The 16928-nt window shown below is 63.2% G+C and carries 16 protein-coding genes; 8 read left to right on the forward strand and 8 right to left on the reverse strand.

The window, feature by feature from the left end:
- Positions 1–20: 20 nt before the first annotated feature.
- From C8D92_RS05695 to C8D92_RS05730, 8 genes are all read right to left on the reverse strand, one after another.
- Positions 21–338, reverse strand: coding sequence for a PA4642 family protein (locus tag C8D92_RS05695; protein ID WP_095610096.1), 318 nt, complete (start codon positions 336–338; stop codon positions 21–23).
- Positions 339–504: 166 nt separating this feature from the next.
- The gene (locus C8D92_RS05700) at positions 505–1347 is read right to left on the reverse strand and encodes a flagellar motor protein MotB (RefSeq protein WP_116918700.1); all 843 of its coding nucleotides are present in this window, start codon (positions 1345–1347) and stop codon (positions 505–507) included.
- Between the two features lie 4 nt (positions 1348–1351).
- Positions 1352–2125 carry a motility protein A gene (locus tag C8D92_RS05705; RefSeq protein ID WP_095610094.1) on the reverse strand — a complete coding sequence of 258 codons (774 nt, stop codon included), beginning with the start codon at positions 2123–2125 and terminating at the stop codon, positions 1352–1354.
- A gap of 37 nt (positions 2126–2162) precedes the next feature.
- Positions 2163–2984, reverse strand: coding sequence for a shikimate dehydrogenase (gene aroE / locus C8D92_RS05710; RefSeq protein WP_116918701.1), 822 nt, complete (start codon positions 2982–2984; stop codon positions 2163–2165).
- Positions 2981–3901 carry an oxygen-dependent coproporphyrinogen oxidase gene (gene hemF, locus C8D92_RS05715; RefSeq protein WP_095610092.1) on the reverse strand — a complete coding sequence of 307 codons (921 nt, stop codon included), beginning with the start codon at positions 3899–3901 and terminating at the stop codon, positions 2981–2983. The genes aroE and hemF overlap by 4 nt, the downstream gene beginning before the upstream one ends.
- Before the next feature lie 17 nt (positions 3902–3918).
- Positions 3919–4506, reverse strand: coding sequence for an L-threonylcarbamoyladenylate synthase (locus C8D92_RS05720; protein WP_116918702.1), 588 nt, complete (start codon positions 4504–4506; stop codon positions 3919–3921).
- Between the two features lie 229 nt (positions 4507–4735).
- The gene (gene dprA, locus C8D92_RS05725; RefSeq protein WP_116918703.1) at positions 4736–5890 is read right to left on the reverse strand and encodes a DNA-processing protein DprA; all 1155 of its coding nucleotides are present in this window, start codon (positions 5888–5890) and stop codon (positions 4736–4738) included.
- A gap of 72 nt (positions 5891–5962) precedes the next feature.
- Entirely contained in the window at positions 5963–6985 is a 1023-nt protein-coding gene (locus C8D92_RS05730) for a LysM peptidoglycan-binding domain-containing protein (protein ID WP_095610089.1), read from the reverse strand.
- A 500-nt stretch (positions 6986–7485) separates the two neighbouring features.
- On the opposite strand from C8D92_RS05730, the gene def reads away from it, so the two are divergent.
- The 8 genes from def to gmhB all read left to right on the forward strand — a co-directional run bounded on the left by def (position 7486) and on the right by gmhB (position 16912).
- The gene (gene def, locus C8D92_RS05735; RefSeq protein ID WP_116918832.1) at positions 7486–7989 is read left to right on the forward strand and encodes a peptide deformylase; all 504 of its coding nucleotides are present in this window, start codon (positions 7486–7488) and stop codon (positions 7987–7989) included.
- A 95-nt stretch (positions 7990–8084) separates the two neighbouring features.
- The gene (gene fmt / locus C8D92_RS05740) at positions 8085–9020 is read left to right on the forward strand and encodes a methionyl-tRNA formyltransferase (RefSeq protein WP_116918704.1); all 936 of its coding nucleotides are present in this window, start codon (positions 8085–8087) and stop codon (positions 9018–9020) included.
- Complete coding sequence (gene rsmB, locus C8D92_RS05745; RefSeq protein WP_116918705.1) at positions 9020–10345, forward strand: 16S rRNA (cytosine(967)-C(5))-methyltransferase RsmB; 1326 nt, start codon at positions 9020–9022, stop codon at positions 10343–10345. Before fmt ends, rsmB begins: the two co-directional genes overlap by 1 nt.
- Positions 10342–11715 carry a Trk system potassium transporter TrkA gene (trkA, locus tag C8D92_RS05750; protein ID WP_116918706.1) on the forward strand — a complete coding sequence of 458 codons (1374 nt, stop codon included), beginning with the start codon at positions 10342–10344 and terminating at the stop codon, positions 11713–11715. The genes rsmB and trkA overlap by 4 nt, the downstream gene beginning before the upstream one ends.
- A 26-nt stretch (positions 11716–11741) precedes the next feature.
- Positions 11742–13190 (forward strand): TrkH family potassium uptake protein, encoded by a 1449-nt coding sequence (locus C8D92_RS05755; protein WP_095610085.1) that lies wholly within the window; start codon positions 11742–11744, stop codon positions 13188–13190.
- A gap of 126 nt (positions 13191–13316) precedes the next feature.
- On the forward strand, positions 13317–14270 hold the full coding sequence (gene glyQ, locus C8D92_RS05760; protein ID WP_095610084.1) for a glycine--tRNA ligase subunit alpha: 954 nt from the start codon (positions 13317–13319) through the stop codon (positions 14268–14270).
- A gap of 2 nt (positions 14271–14272) precedes the next feature.
- Entirely contained in the window at positions 14273–16351 is a 2079-nt protein-coding gene (glyS, locus tag C8D92_RS05765) for a glycine--tRNA ligase subunit beta (RefSeq protein WP_116918833.1), read from the forward strand.
- 3 nt (positions 16352–16354) lie between these two features.
- On the forward strand, positions 16355–16912 hold the full coding sequence (gene gmhB, locus C8D92_RS05770; RefSeq protein ID WP_116918707.1) for a D-glycero-beta-D-manno-heptose 1,7-bisphosphate 7-phosphatase: 558 nt from the start codon (positions 16355–16357) through the stop codon (positions 16910–16912).
- Positions 16913–16928 lie beyond the last annotated feature (16 nt).

Here is a 16928-nt window from a genome sequence, read left to right on the forward strand (position 1 = left end):
CCGGGCACCGGGCTGGCGGGTTACTCCGCCAGCTCGGACGCCTTCTTCGCGCCGTGACGACGCAACGATTCGGCATAGGCCTGACTCCGGCGGTGTTCCGACACCCGGTCCAGAATGGTCAGTCCCTCATCATTGAGTCCGTTCAGATCCCGTCCTGCTTCAGTGAAGAACCCGAGAAACCGCTCGAAATCGTGGGCCCGCATGGCCTGGTAGGCTTTCAGCAGCGCCTGATAATCGGCGCTGATCTTCCGGTCCCAGGGGGTGGTGAACAGCCAGCTCTTGACGCGTTCGTCACTCCATTCCTCGCCAATGACACTCGGTTGTTCCGGTCCACTCATAGCCACTCTCATCCATCATCAATCACTTTGGGCGCAATCGCACGCCATTCGGTTCATCCGTTGGCCGGCTGAGCCAGACGGGGCGGTAGTATAACGGGATTGCGATTGATTCGTTATATGAATCCTGAATGACGCAGGGTCACCCGGCTATATGGGCGGTCATCCGTCAGGGCAGGATATTGACGGCCGGATCCTCCCCGCTGCCGGAAGGCTGGCATTCAGGATTGCGGATGGCGATTTCCACCCGGCGGTTGCGGGCACGGTTGGCCGGTGAGGTATTCGGCACCAGCGGGTTGGTCTCGGCCCGCCCGGCGGCCATCACCCGGTCGGCCTCGATGGCCCGGTTCATGACCAGCTCATGCACCACCGATACCGCTCGCGCAGCGGACAGGTCCCAGTTGGAGCGGTACCGGCTGCTGGTAATGGGGCGGTCATCGGTATGACCGGATACCACCACTTCCCCGCTGCATCGGGACAGCACCCCGACAATCCGGTCGATAACCGGCTGCATCGCCGGCTTCAGGTCCGCGCTACCGGAAGGAAAGGTGGCGTCCTCCGAGAACCGGATGACAACCTGCTCGGTATCGTAGCTCACACTCAGATCGTCACTGGCCACCTGCGGCTCCAGTTCACGAATCAGCCGGCTGGCCAGCTCCGTAATGCCTTCGGCGATGGGCGTCACTTCGGGGGAGGCGCCCGGTCGATCATCAATCAGCTCGGGTCCCGGATCGGTCGGTTGTCGTTGGGCATCGGGCTGGGTCGGCACGCCCGTCGGTGCCGGAGTCTCAATGACGACCACTGGCGGCCCGCCGCCCTCAATGACACTGCTGCCGAAGGCCGAGGCCAGCGATGCGGCCATCGATCGGTACTTCTCGGCATCCATCTCCGAATAGGACAGCAGGAGCACAAAAAAAGTCAGCAGCAACGTGGCCAGATCGGCAAAAGTAACGATCCAGCCGGGAGCGCCCCCCGTTTTCGGACGCGCTCGGCGCAGCCCCGCTATCGCCATGGCGTCAGCCTCCCGGCTCCCGGCCCAACGTGGCCTGCTCCGACGGTGTCACATAGGCGGACAGCAGCTCGGTGATCACCCGCGGATTCTGCCCCTGAACCATGTTCTGGATGCTGGTGGTGATCAGGGTCATGTTCCGGCGCTCGTCTTCAGCCTTGAGCTGCAGCTTGTCCGCCAGGGGCAGGGCAATGAGCTGCGCAATGAAGGCGCCGTACAGGGTGGTGAGCAGGGCGACGGCCATGGCCGGACCAATGGAGGACGGGTCGTCCAGCGTATTGAGCATCTGCACCAGACCCACCAGCGTCCCGAGCATGCCAATCGCCGGGGCCGACTCGCCCATCCCACGGAAGACCCGCTCGGCCACCTCATAACGGTCCATGCGCTGTTGCATTTCCTCAACAAGCGCCTGCTCAATGAACTCCGGTGGGTGACCGTCAACGCACAGGTTGATTCCCTTGCGCAGGAAATCGTTCCCGGTCTCATGGGACTCCAGACCCAGGATGCCGTCCTTCCGCACGACCCGTGCCAGTGTGTCAACTTCACGAATCAGATCCAGCGGCTTCTCCGAGGTCTCGGTAAAGACCGTGACCATGGCCAGACGGACCGATCCGATCACCGACCGCAAGCGGAACTTGATCAGCGTCACGGCCAGTGTGCCTCCCAGCACAATCGCCAGCCCGGGCAGGTTGAGAAAGGTGGTCACCGAGGCGTTGGCGACCATGGCGATTGAAACGATCGCCACGCCCGCCAGCAGCCCCACAAGGGTGAGAATGTCCATGTCACAGGGTTCCGTTCAACAGAGTCTGCTGATCAGTCTAGCGGTGATTCCGGAGCGCGGCGATGACCGGTGCCGTGTCCGGGCGCACACCACGCCAGATCCGGAAGGATTCGGCAGCCTGCTCCACCAGCATACCCAGACCGTCCATAGTGCGCTTCACTCCGTGGTCCAACGCCCATTGACTGAAGGCGGTCCGGTCAGGGCCGTACATCATGTCGTAGGTTACCGTGGTTTCAGTCAGCACATCCGGTGAGACCGGCGGCAGATCGCCGGCGAGACTGGCGCTGGTGCCATTGATGATCAGGTCAAACTCCTCATGCAGCGCGTCATAACCGCCGCCACTGACCGGACCCAGGTCACTGAACTGATGCGCCAACCCAGTGGCTTTCTCGGCGGTCCGGTTCGCGATCATGATTTCCGCCGGTCCGGCCTGAAGCAGCGGCAACAGAACACCCCGGACGGCACCGCCAGCGCCGAGGATCAACACCCGCTGGCCGCTGATTTCGGTGTCCTCATTGCAGGTCAGGTCCCGTACCAGCCCCTCTCCGTCGGTATTGTCACCCACCAGGCGGCCTCGCTCGTTCCGGTACAGCGTGTTAACGGCGCCCGCCGCTTCAGCCCTATCCGTGTGCTCATCAGCGAGACGCCAGGCGGCTTCCTTGAACGGCACGGTGACATTCAGGCCCCGGCCGCCCCGGTCAAAAAAATCACGGACAGTTCCCGCGAAATCATCAAGCGGCGCCTCGATGGCGACGTATTGAATCGCTTCTCCGGTCTGTTCCGCGAACAGACCATGAATACGGGGTGATTGGCTGTGGCCGATGGGATGGCCCACCACCGCGTAGTGATCGGTTGTCATGCGTCGTCTCCCAGCCAGTCCTGCCGGGTCAGGAAATGCTCCGTCAGTGCCGCCTCCGGACTCCCCGGCTCGGGGTCCCAGTCATAGTCCCAGCGCACCAGAGGCGGCAATGACATGAGAATGGACTCTGTGCGACCACCGGACTGGAGCCCGAAGAGCGTGCCCCGGTCATAAACCAGATTGAATTCCACGTACCGGCCCCGGCGATAGAGCTGAAACTGACGTTCGCGCTCCCCCCAGTCCAGGGACTGGCGTCGCTCCACAATGGGCTGGTACGCCGCGAGAAAACTGTCGCCCACCGACCGGAGGAAACCAAAGTCCCGATCGAAATCCCCACTGCACAGGTCATCGAAGAACAGGCCGCCGATGCCGCGGGGTTCCTGCCGATGGGTCAGGTAGAAGTAGTCGTCGCACCACTGGCTGAAGCGGTGATATGTGTCCCCACCGTAGGCAGCACAGGCGTCCCGCGCAGTGCGATGCCAGTGACGGCAATCCTCGTCGAATCCGTAGTAGGGGGTGAGATCATACCCGCCACCAAACCACCAGGTGGGTGCTTCGCCTTCCGGGCGAGCGACAAAAAACCGCACGTTGGCGTGAGAGGTGGGCACATATGGGTTGCGTGGGTGAAGCACCAGCGACACCCCCATCGCCTCCCAGGGTGCGCCCTCAAGATGGGGCCGGCGGGCTGTCGCGGAGGCAGGCATGGTGGCGCCCATCACATGGGAAAAATTGACGCCTCCCTTCTCGAAAACCGCGCCGTCCTCGATCACCCGGCTGATTCCGCCGCCACCTTCGGTGCGGTCCCACTGGTCCGTACGGAATTCGGCGCGGCCATCCAGGGCACCCAGCGCACTGCAGATGCGCGCCTGAAGGTCAAGCAGATACCGTTTCACCGCTGCACTGTCGGGTTCACTCATTACAAACAACTCCAGAACTATCGCAACCAGCGACGGGTTGCCGGGTTCAGAATGCGGCTGGGACGGCGCTCATCGCCCAGCTCGCCGGGCATGATGCCATCCAGAGCCGTGCCGAAATACCGCCGGACCTGCCAGTGGGCTCGCGCCGGTGAGCGCCCGGCCGGATTGCAGGACGTGGAAACCAGCGGACCGCCCATCCGTTCACACAGCTGTTTCAGGACAGGATGAGCGGTGACCCGAACGGCCACCGTGCGGTGCTGGCCCCGGACGATGGCCGGCAGCCACTGATCCGGGTCCGGCAGCAGACAGGTTACCGGGCCCGGCCAATGCCCTTCCACAAGGGCCCGGGCCTCCGTCGAAAGCCCTTCGAGGAGCGGCGCCACCTGATCGGGCGTCGAGGCTGCAATGATTAATCCCTTATGCGCCGGCCGCTGCTTGAGCGCCAGCAGGTCAGCAACGGCCGCCTCGTCCCAGGGGTGGCAACTGAGCCCCCACACCGCCTCCGTGGGGCAGGCCACGACCCCACCGACCGAGAGAACCCGGACGATCTGCTCACAATGCCACCAGTTTGTTGCGCGCGGGTTCGTGGAGCTAATCGGTTTCATGGGCCTCAGGGTCGTCACGAATCGACAGGCATTATGGCGCCTGGAAGCCCCTCTGGCCAGACTCCTAGGAGTCTGCGCGGTAGAAATCGTGCCAGGCGAGATCGTCCCACTGCGAGGCCATTTTGACGATCATTTGAGGCGCATAGTGGTTCTATGTAACGAAAATGAGCGCTCAAAAGGGACCGCAGTGGGGCGGTCGCAGCGGTGCGACGTTCTGCCGCGCAGACTCCTAGGTGCGCTCGAAACCACCCGGCACTGTCCGGACCAGCCCCTCCATCTCCAGTAACAGAATGGCCTGCATCAACTGGTCCGCATCCAGCCCGGTGCGATCGCAGAGCTGATCGGTGGAGCTGGCTTCGGTTTCCATGACGGACAGCACCTGACGCTCACGCGCCTCCAGATGGTCCGGAATCGCTGGCGTCGGGGCAGGCGCGGGCTCCGGTGTGTTGGCCGGTTGCCACCACTCCGAGAGTTCGGCCTCAATATCGTCGACCGATTCCACCAGTGCCGCGCCCTGGCGAATCAGCTGATGACAGCCCCTGGCCTGGGGATTGTGAATGGCGCCAGGCACGGCGAACACTTCCCGGCCCTGTTCCAGCGCCAGCCGGGCCGTAATCAGCGAGCCACTGCGGAGTCCGGCTTCCACCACCAGAACGCCCTGGCTCAGGCCGCTGATCAGGCGATTGCGCCGGGGGAAGTGACCGGCATGGGGTCGGGTCCCCGGTGGAAACTCCGACACCAGCGCCCCCTGCTCGACGATCCGCTCGCGCAACCGGCCATGGGCTTTCGGGTAAGGCACGTCGGCGCCGGTGCCCAGCACCGCCAGCGTCCCACCACCGCCTTCCAGCGCGCCCTGATGGGCGTGCCCATCAACCCCCAGTGCCAGCCCGCTCGTCACCACCCAGCCACGCTCTGCCAGAACGCGGGCGAATTGCCGCGCGTGGTCCAGTCCTGCCCGGGTGGCTTTTCGGGCGCCGACGATCGCCACCTGCGGACGCGACAGCCAGTCGGGATCGCCTCGCACATACAGTAACGGCGGGGCAGCATGAATCGCCTCAAGCGACGCCGGATAGCGGGGATCGGCGCGGGTCAGCACCGTCAGCCCGAGGCGCTGCGCTTCCGAGTGATCGCGAAGGGCGTCGGCGATCGCGTCGTGATGATGATCGCCGGACTGCCAGGCCTGCACGGTCCGGCGCGCTTCGGGCGGCAGCCCCATTGACCGAAGCGTGTGGGCGTCGTCATTGAACAGGGTGGCGGGATCGTCCAGATTGTCCAGAAGCGCCTGCCATCGCTGCGGGCCTATTCCGGGCAAACGCGCCAGCAGGTGCCAGCTCAAAGGATCGGAACCGGACAGTGGCCGGTGTTCAGGCGGGGTGAGTAACATCGGGCTTCCTTACCATGGAAAAGGGCGCCGTCCTGGCGCCCTGACTATACTTGTCGGTCGGTCAGCGGATCGTCAGCCGGGGTTCACAACCCGGTCACCAACCGAGAGCGTCCGGGTTGCTTTCAGCACCAGGCCATAACTGAGTTTGTCATAGCTCTGGAACACCATCAGCAGGCCGGCTCGCTGGGATGGCAGACTAACGATCTCATCGGTATAGGGGTCACGCGCCTGACCACCGGATTTGCGGACTTCCAGCACATTGCCGGGCACCAGTCCTTCGCGGATGCCCCGGTTGATGACCACCACATCGTACTGGCCAATCTGGGTTACACCGCCCGGCACCGCAATCATGGTGCCTTCGACGTCATTCTCGGGGGCACTGGGCTGGAACGTCGTGTTGATGCGTCGGTCCTCGCTGGTCAGCAGCCGGTCCCCAATCCGCACTTCTTCCCGGGTCCGGGTCAGCCCAACGGTCAGCACCTCGCCGTCGGTGTCTTCGATCTGCCCATTCCCGATGGACCGGGCTTCCAGCCCCAGGAATTCGCCCGTCTCAGGGTCCACATACCGCTGGCTGCGGCGGAAAATGCCAACGTTCTCACTCGGCGCCTCGCCCCGGGCATAGACCTGGTCGCCGGCGCCCGTAATGATGCGCCCCTCTTCACCCTCAAGGATGTACGGTGCGCCTTCCAGGGCCGCTTCGTCGACGATCCGGGTTTCGGTCAGAAAGCCCTGAATGGCTTCCAGCGGAATGGCCGGCACCGGGGTATCGATCGGCTCGGACCGTACTTTGGGGGACAGTTTGGTCACGCCGTTCTTCGTGACCTTGGTGACGCGTGGCTTGCCATCAATGTACACCAGGGCCAATTCGTCGCCCGGGTAGATCAGGTGTGGGTTCTGGACCTGGGGATTCACATGCCAGATTTCCGGCCAGTACCAGGGGTTATCCAGAAAGCGGGAAGAAATGTCCCAGAGGGTATCGCCCTTCTGAACCGTGTATCGATCCGGATGGTCCGAGTTGAGTTGCGGACCCGCGGCGTGAGCCCAGGACGCCACCAGCAGCAGGGCTGTGGCCAGCACAAACAGCAGTTTCCTCATTATCCGAGTCCTTGATCGCTTGCCTTTTATCGTTCGTTGTTCGGGACCCCTCTGTCCCGCGCCGTTCATTTCCACTGCTGACACTATAGAGGAAAAGACGGGGTTTGTGATGTCAGGAACGTCTCAAAACGTATCCGTACGCCCCTGTTACCCCGGATATTCCATCGCCGGAAATGACCCCCCGGCAGCCGATACTTGGTCTGGGAACCTCTCAAACACCCCCCTGATCGCACACCCCCTCTTAAGACGGCGCCAGTATGGGCGCCGCGCCGTCCGGCAGGCCCAGGAGTCTGCGCGGCAGAAAGTCGCACCGCATGTCACCCAAGAGACGCCCTGGTCAATTTGTCATCAACCTCCCCCTGATGGATAATAGACCACTGCTGCCATTGGTGCCGCCCCTTGCGTCCGACCGGGCGTTACGGGAGATAATGGGTGTAACGAATGGACAGCGGCGTGCCGCCGCGATGAAACCACCGGACCGAACGGGTGACAGTGCCGTTATGATTCTCGATATCCTGGAATTTCCCGATCCGCGCCTGCGTAATGTGGCCAAGCCGGTAGAGGCGGTCACCGATGAAACGCGTCAGCTGATCGATGACATGTTCGAGACCATGTACGATGCGCCCGGCATCGGCCTGGCAGCGACACAGGTCAATGTTCACGAGCGGATCGTGGTCATGGATCTGTCCGACAACCACGACGAGCCACGGGTGTTCATCAACCCCGAAGTCGAGGTGCTCGACGGTGACTACCAGGAGATGCAGGAGGGCTGCCTGTCCGTGCCGGGCTTCTATGGCGAGGTCAGCCGCATCGATCATGTGATGATCCGGGCGCTGGACCGCAACGGTGAACCGTTTGAGGAAGAGGCCACCGGCCTGTTGGCCGTCTGTATCCAGCATGAGCTGGACCACCTTAACGGGCGCCTGTTTGTGGACTACCTTAGTCCGCTCAAGCGGAACCGGATTCGCAAGAAGCTTGAGAAGCTGCACAAGCAAAGCGCCTGACGGCTCGGCCGGACCGAGCGTGACAGGAACACCGGGGACCGGGTCAGAACGACCCGGTCTTTTTCATTGGCCGACCAGATAGAGACCGCCACACCGTGCGACTTGTTTTTGCCGGAACCCCCGACTTCGCTGCCTCCGCTCTTCAGTCCCTGATCGACGCCGGCCACGACATCGTAGGCGTCTATACCCAACCGGACCGGCCAGCCGGGCGTGGCCGGAAACTGCGACCGAGTCCCGTAAAGGAAACCGCGCTGGCTCATGACCTGCCGGTCTATCAGCCTGAAACACTGTGCGGCGATGAGGCGCGGGCTGAACTGGCCGCCATGGAACCGGAGGTCATGGTGGTGGCCGCCTATGGTCTGATCCTGCCGGCCAGCATTCTGGACATTCCCCTTTTTGGTTGCCTGAACATTCACGCCTCACTGCTGCCACGCTGGCGCGGTGCCGCTCCGATCCAGCGAGCCATTGCGGCCGGAGACCGGGAGAGTGGCATCACCATCATGCAGATGGACGAGGGGCTCGACACCGGCGATATGCTGCTGAAACGCGCCACGCCGATCCACGACGATGAGACCGGACAGAGCCTGCACGACCGACTGGCGGGTCTCGGCGGAGACGCCATCGTTGAGGCCCTGGAGCGACTCTCAAAAAGCCAGTTGCTGCCGGAGGAACAGGACGACAGCCTCGCCACCTACGCCCGTAAGCTCGATAAGAGCGAAGGGGCCCTGAACTGGCACCGACCGGCGTATGAGCTGGATCGGCTGGTTCGGGCCTTCACACCGTTCCCCGGTGCCTTCACGCACAGCGCCGGCGACCGGGTCCGCCTTCATGCGGTCGAACCGCTGTCACAACACAGTGACGCGGACCCGGGCACCGTCCTGAGACGCGAACGGGACGGCATCGATGTGGCCTGCGGCGAAGGCGCCCTGCGCCTGCAACAGGTGCAGTTGCCCGGCAGCCGGGCCCAGTCCGTCAGCGACCTGATCAACGGCGGCCGGGACTGCCTTCAGACGGGCGAGGTGCTGACCTAGTGGCGGCCCGGACCCAGCCCCTGCGTGTCGTGGCCGCTGAGGTGGTGACGGCGGTGCTTGACGGCCAGTCACTGGGTCAGGCCCTGCCGTCCGGCCAACAGCGGGTGGCCCCCTCTGACCAGAGCGCACTCCAGGCCCTGTCCTTTGGCAGTTGCCGCTGGTACCACCGGCTCAATGCGGAGCTGACACGCCGACTGCGCAAACCGCTGCGTCGAAAAGACCAGGTCATCCAGTCGCTGTTGATCGTTGCGCTGTTCCAGCTTCGGCACAGCCACCAGGCGGATCACGCCATCATCAACGAGACGGTGGAAGCCTGCCGGTCACTGGGTCGGCGACAGCTGGCGGGGCTGGTCAACGGCGTGCTGAGGGCCGCACAGCGGGACGGTGAACCCGCTCCCGACGCACCCGATGAGCGTCTCAGTCACCCGCTCTGGATGACCGACAAGCTCCGGCATAACTGGCCGGAGGACTGGGAGTCCCTCCTGACGGCCAACAACCAGCCACCGCCCATGACCCTGCGTGTCAACGCAAAGCGCACGGACCGTGAGGCCTACCTCGAAGAGCTGGCCCAGGCCGACATCCCGGCCCGGGCGACGCCTTTCGCGCCCTATGGCATTCAACTCGATCAGCCCTGTCCGGTGGATCGTCTCCCCGGATTTAACAACGGCAGGGCCAGCGTTCAGGATGAAGCGGCGCAACTGTGCACAACGCTTCTCGATCTCCAGCCCGGTCAGCGTGTGCTCGATGCCTGCGCCGCGCCGGGCGGGAAAACCGGCGCCATTCTCGAGCAGGGCCCCGACGACCTGAGCGTGACCGCCCTGGACGACAGTGCCGATCGCCTGCCGCGCATCCGGGAAAACCTTGACCGGCTCGGACTGTCGGCCAGACTGGCGGTAGCGGATGCGGGCGCCACGGACCAGTGGTGGGACGGCCAGCCGTTTGACCGCATCCTGCTGGATGCACCGTGTAGCGGCAGTGGCGTGATCCGCCGGCATCCGGACATCAAACTGTTGCGTCGGGAGGACGACATCAAGGCACTGGCGGAGGAGCAGCTGCGCCTGCTGAGTGCATTGTGGGACACGCTGGCCGTTGGTGGGCGTCTGGTTTATGCCACCTGCTCTGTATTCCCGCAGGAGAATCACCGTATAATCCAGCGGTTCCTCAGGCAGCAGCCGCAGGCGAGGCTGGTGCCGATTGATGCGCCCTGGGGGCGGGACACCGGTGACGGACACCAGTTGTTCCCGGGGGATGGCAGTCACGACGGTTTTTTCTATGCCTGTCTCGTTCGCTCCGACAGCAACCACAATCAGGCCGTAACGTCATGAAGATCATTATCCTCGGAGCCGGCCAGGTGGGCGGCACCCTGGCGGAGAACCTTGCCAACGAAGCCAACGACATCACCGTCATCGACCGCGACAGCACACGGCTGCGCGAACTCCAGGACCGGCTGGACATCCGCACGGTTCAGGGACGGGGGTCCTACCCGAGTGTGCTGCGCCAGGCCGGCGCCGAAGACGCGGACATGATGATCGCGGTGACCAACAGCGATGAAACCAACATGATGGCCTGCCAGGTCGCGTTCACCCTGTTCAAGACGCCCACCAAGATCAGCCGGGTACGCGCCAACGCCTATCTGGCCCGCAAAGAGCTGTTCTGTGATGCCGGTGTGCCGATCGACGTACTGATCAGCCCCGAACAGGTCGTGACCCGGCATATCACCCGCCTGATCGAGTATCCGGGGGCCCTGCAGGTACTGGAGTTCTCCAAAGGACTGGCCCGCCTGGTGGCGATCGAGGCGACCAAAGGCGGACCGCTGGTGGGGCACGAGCTGTCGTACCTGCGCAGTCACATGCCCAAGATCGATACCCGGGTGGCCGCCATCTTCCGGCGCGACCGGCCCATCATTCCCCAGGGCGACACCGTGATCGAGGAGGGCGATGAGGTGTTTTTCATCGCCGGGGCAGACCACATCCGGTCCGTGATGAGCGAGCTCCAGCCGCTCGAGAAACGCTACAAGCGCATCTTTATCTGCGGTGGCGGGAACATTGGCCAACGCCTGGCCCACAACCTCGAGAACCGGTATCAGGTGAAGCTGATCGAACGCGACCGGGACCGCTGCATCATGCTCTCGGAAAGCCTGAGAAAGACCATCGTCCTGCAGGGCAATGCCGCCAACAAGGATCTGCTGCTGGAAGAGAACATCGAGGGCACGGACGTCTTCTGCGCCGTCACGAACGACGATGAGGCCAACATCATGGCCTCGCTGCTGGCCAAACGGCTCGGCGTGCGCAAGGTGCTGACACTGATCAACAACCCCGACTATGTGGACCTGATCCAGGGCGGGGAGATCGACGTGGCCATCTCGCCCCAGCAAACCACCATCGGCAGCCTGCTTACTCATGTGCGGCGGGGCGATGTCGTCAACGTCCATGCCCTGCGTCGCGGGGCGGCGGAAGCCATCGAGGCGATTGCCCACGGCGACCACCGCTCATCCAAGGTCGTCGGCAAGCGACTGGATGAGATCTCACTGCCACAGGGCACGACCATCGGCGCCATTGTGCGCCATAACGAGGTGCTGATCGCCCACGATCACCTACGCATCCAACCGGACGATCACGTCATCCTGTTTCTGGTGGACAAGTCCCGGATCGGTGAGGTGGAGCGGCTGTTCCAGGTGGGGCTGACCTTTTTCTGAACCCAGGCGACGGATACTGACGAACCATGCGGACTCCGGTCATCCTGAAAATTCTCGGTATCCTGATGATGCTGTTCAGCATCACCATGCTGCCGCCGCTGGGCATCTCCCTGCTCTACGAGGATGGACAGTGGACCCGGTTTGCCAATGGCATGGCCATTATCGCCATCGGGGGGCTGCTGATCTGGGCCCCGTTCCGCCGAATCCGTGGCGATCTGCGTGTGCGTGACGGGTTTGTTGTCACCACCCTGTTCTGGGTGGTTCTGAGTGTCGCCGGTTCGGTCCCGCTCTACCTCAGTGGCAATCCGCCCCATACCTTTATTGATGCATTGTTTGAAGCGGTCTCCGGCCTGACGACAACCGGCTCGACGGTCATCACCGGTATCGATGATCTGCCCAAATCGATCCTCTGGTATCGCCAACAGCTGCAATGGCTCGGCGGCATGGGGATCATCGTGCTGGCGGTTGCGATCCTTCCAATGCTGGGGATTGGGGGGATGCAGCTCTACCGTGCGGAAGTCCCCGGTCCGGTCAAGGATAACAAGCTGACGCCGCGTATCGCCGAAACCGCCAAGGCGCTCTGGTACATCTACGTTCTTCTCACCGGTGTCTGCGCGGTCGCCTACTGGCTGGCGGGGATGACCTGGTTCGATGCCATTGGCCACAGTTTTTCCACCATCGCCATCGGTGGGTTCTCCACCCACGACGCCAGTATCGGCTACTTCAACAGTGCCGCTATCGAGATGATCGCGGTGGTCTTCATGCTCCTCAGCGGTGCGAACTATGCGCTGCATTTCATGGCCTGGCGCCAGCGCAATCTGGCCCTGTACCTGGCCGACTCGGAGTTCAAGTTCTACATCTCTGCGCTGGCCATTATCTCAACGATTACCATCACGACGCTGATCGCAACCGAGACACTGGGTCCGTTCGAGGCCATCACGCAAGGGCTGTTCGAGGTCGTGTCGCTGGCCACCACGACCGGCTTCGGAACGGCGGATTTCTCCGTCTGGCCTCTCATGCTGCCGTTCATGCTGTTTACCATGTCGTTCATGGGCGGCTGCGCCGCCTCGACCGGCGGCGGCATCAAGGTCGTGCGGATCCTGCTGATCTTCCGCCAGGGCGCCCGGGAGATGAAGCGCCTGCTGCACCCCAACGCCGTTATGCCGGTCAAGCTGGGTAATCGCCCCGTGTCGGACCGGGTCCTGCAGGCCGTCTGGGGCTTTTTCTCGGTCTACATGTTCATGTTTCTCATCATGCTGGTGATCCTGCAGGCGACCGGACTGGATCAGGTCACCGCCTGGACAGCGGTCGGCGCCACCATCAACAACCTCGGCCCCGGCCTGGGCGAGGTGGCCTATCACTATGGCGACATCCCCGATCTGGCCAAATGGGTACTGTGTTTCGCCATGCTGCTGGGACGGCTGGAAGTCTTCACCCTGCTCCTGCTGTTCACCCCCGCCTTCTGGCGTCGCTGACAACGAGACCCAGGGCACGGCGTCACCGTCGAAAAACCACGGCCGGGCGCGTATAATCCCCGCATTTCACTGTACCCGGACGATCAACGTCCGGGCCCCTTTCGAACCATCAGCAGGCAGACCGTTATGACCGACCAGGCCAACACGGACCTCAAGACCTTTCAGGGCCTGATCCTGGCCCTGCAGCAATTCTGGGCCGAGCGGGGCTGCGTGGTGCAGCAACCGCTGGATATGGAGGTCGGGGCCGGGACTTTTCACCCGTCCACCTTCCTGCGCGCCATTGGCCCGGAGACCTGGAACGCGGCTTACGTTCAGCCCAGTCGCCGGCCCACCGATGGGCGCTACGGCGAAAACCCCAACAGGCTACAGCACTACTACCAGTTCCAGGTGGTTCTCAAACCCTCGCCGGACGATATTCAGGAGCAGTATCTGGATTCGCTGCGTGCGCTGGGTCTGGATCCGCTGGTCCACGACATCCGTTTTGTCGAGGATAACTGGGAATCCCCGACACTCGGGGCCTGGGGCCTGGGCTGGGAAATCTGGCTCAATGGCATGGAAATCACCCAGTTCACCTATTTCCAGCAGGTGGGCGGTCTTGAGTGCTACCCGGTCACCGGTGAGCTGACCTATGGTCTGGAGCGAATCGCCATGTACCTGCAGGGTGTGGACAGCGTCTACGACCTGGTCTGGACTGAGGGGCCCGATGGTGTTGTGACCTACGGCGATGTTTTTCACCAGAACGAAGTGGAGATGTCCAGGTATAACTTCGAGCAGGCCGACACCGAGTTCCTGTTTCACAGCTTCGACGTCCACGAACGCGAGAGCCAGCGACTGATTGACGCGGACCTGGCCCTTCCAGCGTATGAGCAGGTCCTCAAGGCTTCCCACACTTTCAATCTACTGGACGCCCGGCACGCTATCTCCGTGACCGAGCGACAGCGTTTCATCCTCCGGGTCCGTACCCTGGCGCGTGCGGTCGCGCGCGCCTACTTCGACAGCCGGAAGGCGTTGGGCTTCCCCATGGCTCCCGCCGCACTGCGCGATGAAATGCTGGCCGAGGCGGACAAAGAGGACGCATGACCATGGCATCACAGGATTTTCTCGTTGAAATCGGTACCGAGGAGCTGCCACCGAAAGCCCTCAAGTCGTTGTCAGATGCCTTTGCCAGGGGCCTGGAAAACGCCATGGGTGACGCCGGCCTGGAGTCCACCGGTGTGCAGGCATTTGCGGCCCCGCGGCGGTTGGCAGTCCGGGTGACCGGCCTCGCCGATGCCCAGCCGGACAAGGCCATCGAAAAGCGCGGTCCGGCGGTCAAGGCCGCTTTTGACGACGACGGTAACCCGACCCGGGCACTGACCGGTTTCGCCGGTTCGGTCGGCGTCAGTCCGGACCAGCTCGACACCATGGAAACCGACAAGGGCGCCTGGGTCGTCTATCGCTCCGTCGAGCAGGGTCGCCCGACGGCGGAGCTGCTGCCGGGGATGGTCGAGCAAGCCCTGAATCAGCTGCCGATTCCCAAGCGCATGCGCTGGGGCGCCCACAAGGCCGAGTTCGTACGGCCGATTCACTGGGTGGTTCTGCTGTTCGGCAGCAAGGTGATCGACACCGAGATCATGGGCATTACCACCGGGAACGAAACCCGGGGGCATCGCTTCCATTGCCCGAGCCCCCTGATCATCCCCACGCCGGACGCCTACGAGGTGGTGCTCAAGGAAGAAGGCTATGTATTGGCGGATTTTGCCGAGCGGCGCGAACGCATCCGCAAGGGCGTGATCACTCTGGCCCGGGAGCAGGGGGGCGGGGAAGCCGTCATCGGTGACGATCTGCTCGATGAGGTCACCGCGCTGAACGAGTGGCCGGTTCCCCTGCTGGGACGGTTCGAGGAACGTTTCCTCGATGTGCCGGCCGAAGCACTGATTTCCTCGATGGAGGAGCATCAGAAGTACTTCCATGTGGTCGATGACCAGGGCACCATCAAACCACTGTTCGTGACGGTGGCCAATCTGGAAAGCGCCGATCCCCAGCAGGTGATCAGCGGAAACGAAAAGGTGATTCGCCCCCGCCTGGCGGACGCGGCCTTCTTCTACGATACCGATCGCAAGCGCACGCTGGAGAGCCGGATCGACGAACTCAAGCCGATTGTCTTCCAGGAGAAGCTCGGCAGCATTCATGACAAATCTGTTCGGGTCGCGGCACTGGCCCGCCGGATCGCGGAGGCCATCGGCAGTGATGCGCCGCTGTCAGAGAGGGCGGCCATGCTGGCCAAGACCGATCTGGTCACCGAGATGGTCCTGGAGTTCAGCGATCTGCAGGGCATCATGGGTGAGTACTACGCACACCATGACGGCGAGCCGGATGAAGTGGCGAAAGCCCTGAACGAGCAGTACATGCCCCGGTTCGCCGGCGATGATCTGCCGACGACCAACACCGGCTGCGCCCTGGCCCTGGCGGACCGCATTGATTCGTTGGTGGGTCTGTTTGGCATCAACCAGCCGCCGTCCGGCACCCGTGATCCGTTTGGCCTGCGTCGGGCCGCGCTGGGCGTACTGCGGATCATCGTCGAGCACCGCCTGTCGCTGGACTTGACCGACTGCTGCCAGTGGGCCGCTGAGCAGTTCACCAGCCTCACTGAGAGCGACCCGGTGACGCCCGTCGTCGACTACATGCTGGAACGCTTCCGGGCCCACTATGAAGAGCAGGGCGTCGGCGCCGAAGTCTTCCTGTCCGTACAGGCACGTCGGCCGACCGGCCCGCTGGATTTCGACCGCCGCGTCCATGCCGTCGAGGCGTTCCGGCAATTACCGGAAGCCAAGGCACTGGCTGCGGCCAACAAACGGGTCTCCAACATCCTCATCAAGCAGGGCGGCGACGACATCGGCGAGTCTGTTGACCGGACGCTGCTGGAAGAGGGCGCGGAGACGGCGCTGGCCGACGCGGTGGACACCCAGGCTGAGAAGACGGCTGCACTGTTCGCCGATGGCGAGTACGAACCCGCGCTCGCCTCACTGGCCAGCCTGCGGGAGACGGTGGACAACTTCTTTGAGGACGTCATGGTTATGGCCGACGACGAAGGCGTCCGCCGCAACCGTTTGGCACTGCTGAACCGCCTCCGAAACCTGTTCCTGCAGGTGGCGGATATCTCGTTGTTGCCGACGGGGTAGGCCATGCTGGTCATCCTCGACCGGGACGGGGTCATCAATCGTTACGAGGGTGAGTACATCTGCTCACCCGATGACTGGGACCCCCTGCCCGGCAGCATCGAGGCCATTGCCCGGCTATGCGGCGCCGGACATCGCATCGCGGTCGCCACGAATCAGTCCGGTATCGCACGGGGTCTCTACAATGATGCGACGCTTGCTGCCATGCATGACCGGCTCTGCAAGCTCGTCAACGAGGCCGGGGGACGGATTGATGCCATCCAGTATTGCCCGCACCACCCCGATGACGGCTGTGACTGTCGTAAGCCGGCCACCGGCCTGTTGCGTGCCATCCAGCTCGAACTGGGTCTGGACAGCCTCAGCAATGCCATCATGGTGGGGGACAGCGACAAGGACCTGGAAGCCGGTTTTCGTGCCGGGTGCGGCACACTGGGGTTGGTCCGGACGGGCAACGGCCTCAACACCGAGCGCCATCTGAGTGCCAGCCAATCGCCTTACGATGACCGTCTGATCGTGGCCGATAATCTGTCCGCACTGGTGGATCGTATTCTGAAACGTCCATAAAATGAGGCGCTTATCG

Origin of the sequence: Tamilnaduibacter salinus, from assembly GCF_003096655.1 — a bacterium.
GTDB lineage: Bacteria > Pseudomonadota > Gammaproteobacteria > Pseudomonadales > Oleiphilaceae > Tamilnaduibacter > Tamilnaduibacter salinus.

Bases quoted from the DNA above. Each gene is read 5' to 3' on its own strand.
- C8D92_RS05695 (WP_095610096.1), bottom strand. From the start codon at position 338: ATGAGTGGACCGGAACAACCGAGTGTCATTGGCGAGGAATGGAGTGAC.
- C8D92_RS05700 (WP_116918700.1), bottom strand. From the start codon at position 1,347: ATGGCGATAGCGGGGCTGCGCCGAGCGCGTCCGAAAACGGGGGGCGCT.
- C8D92_RS05705 (WP_095610094.1), bottom strand. From the start codon at position 2,125: ATGGACATTCTCACCCTTGTGGGGCTGCTGGCGGGCGTGGCGATCGTT.
- aroE (WP_116918701.1), bottom strand. From the start codon at position 2,984: ATGACAACCGATCACTACGCGGTGGTGGGCCATCCCATCGGCCACAGC.
- hemF (WP_095610092.1), bottom strand. From the start codon at position 3,901: ATGAGTGAACCCGACAGTGCAGCGGTGAAACGGTATCTGCTTGACCTT.
- C8D92_RS05720 (WP_116918702.1), bottom strand. From the start codon at position 4,506: ATGAAACCGATTAGCTCCACGAACCCGCGCGCAACAAACTGGTGGCAT.
- dprA (WP_116918703.1), bottom strand. From the start codon at position 5,890: ATGTTACTCACCCCGCCTGAACACCGGCCACTGTCCGGTTCCGATCCT.
- C8D92_RS05730 (WP_095610089.1), bottom strand. From the start codon at position 6,985: ATGAGGAAACTGCTGTTTGTGCTGGCCACAGCCCTGCTGCTGGTGGCG.
- def (WP_116918832.1), top strand. From the start codon at position 7,486: ATGATTCTCGATATCCTGGAATTTCCCGATCCGCGCCTGCGTAATGTG.
- trkA (WP_116918706.1), top strand. From the start codon at position 10,342: ATGAAGATCATTATCCTCGGAGCCGGCCAGGTGGGCGGCACCCTGGCG.
- C8D92_RS05755 (WP_095610085.1), top strand. From the start codon at position 11,742: ATGCGGACTCCGGTCATCCTGAAAATTCTCGGTATCCTGATGATGCTG.
- glyQ (WP_095610084.1), top strand. From the start codon at position 13,317: ATGACCGACCAGGCCAACACGGACCTCAAGACCTTTCAGGGCCTGATC.
- glyS (WP_116918833.1), top strand. From the start codon at position 14,273: ATGGCATCACAGGATTTTCTCGTTGAAATCGGTACCGAGGAGCTGCCA.
- gmhB (WP_116918707.1), top strand. From the start codon at position 16,355: ATGCTGGTCATCCTCGACCGGGACGGGGTCATCAATCGTTACGAGGGT.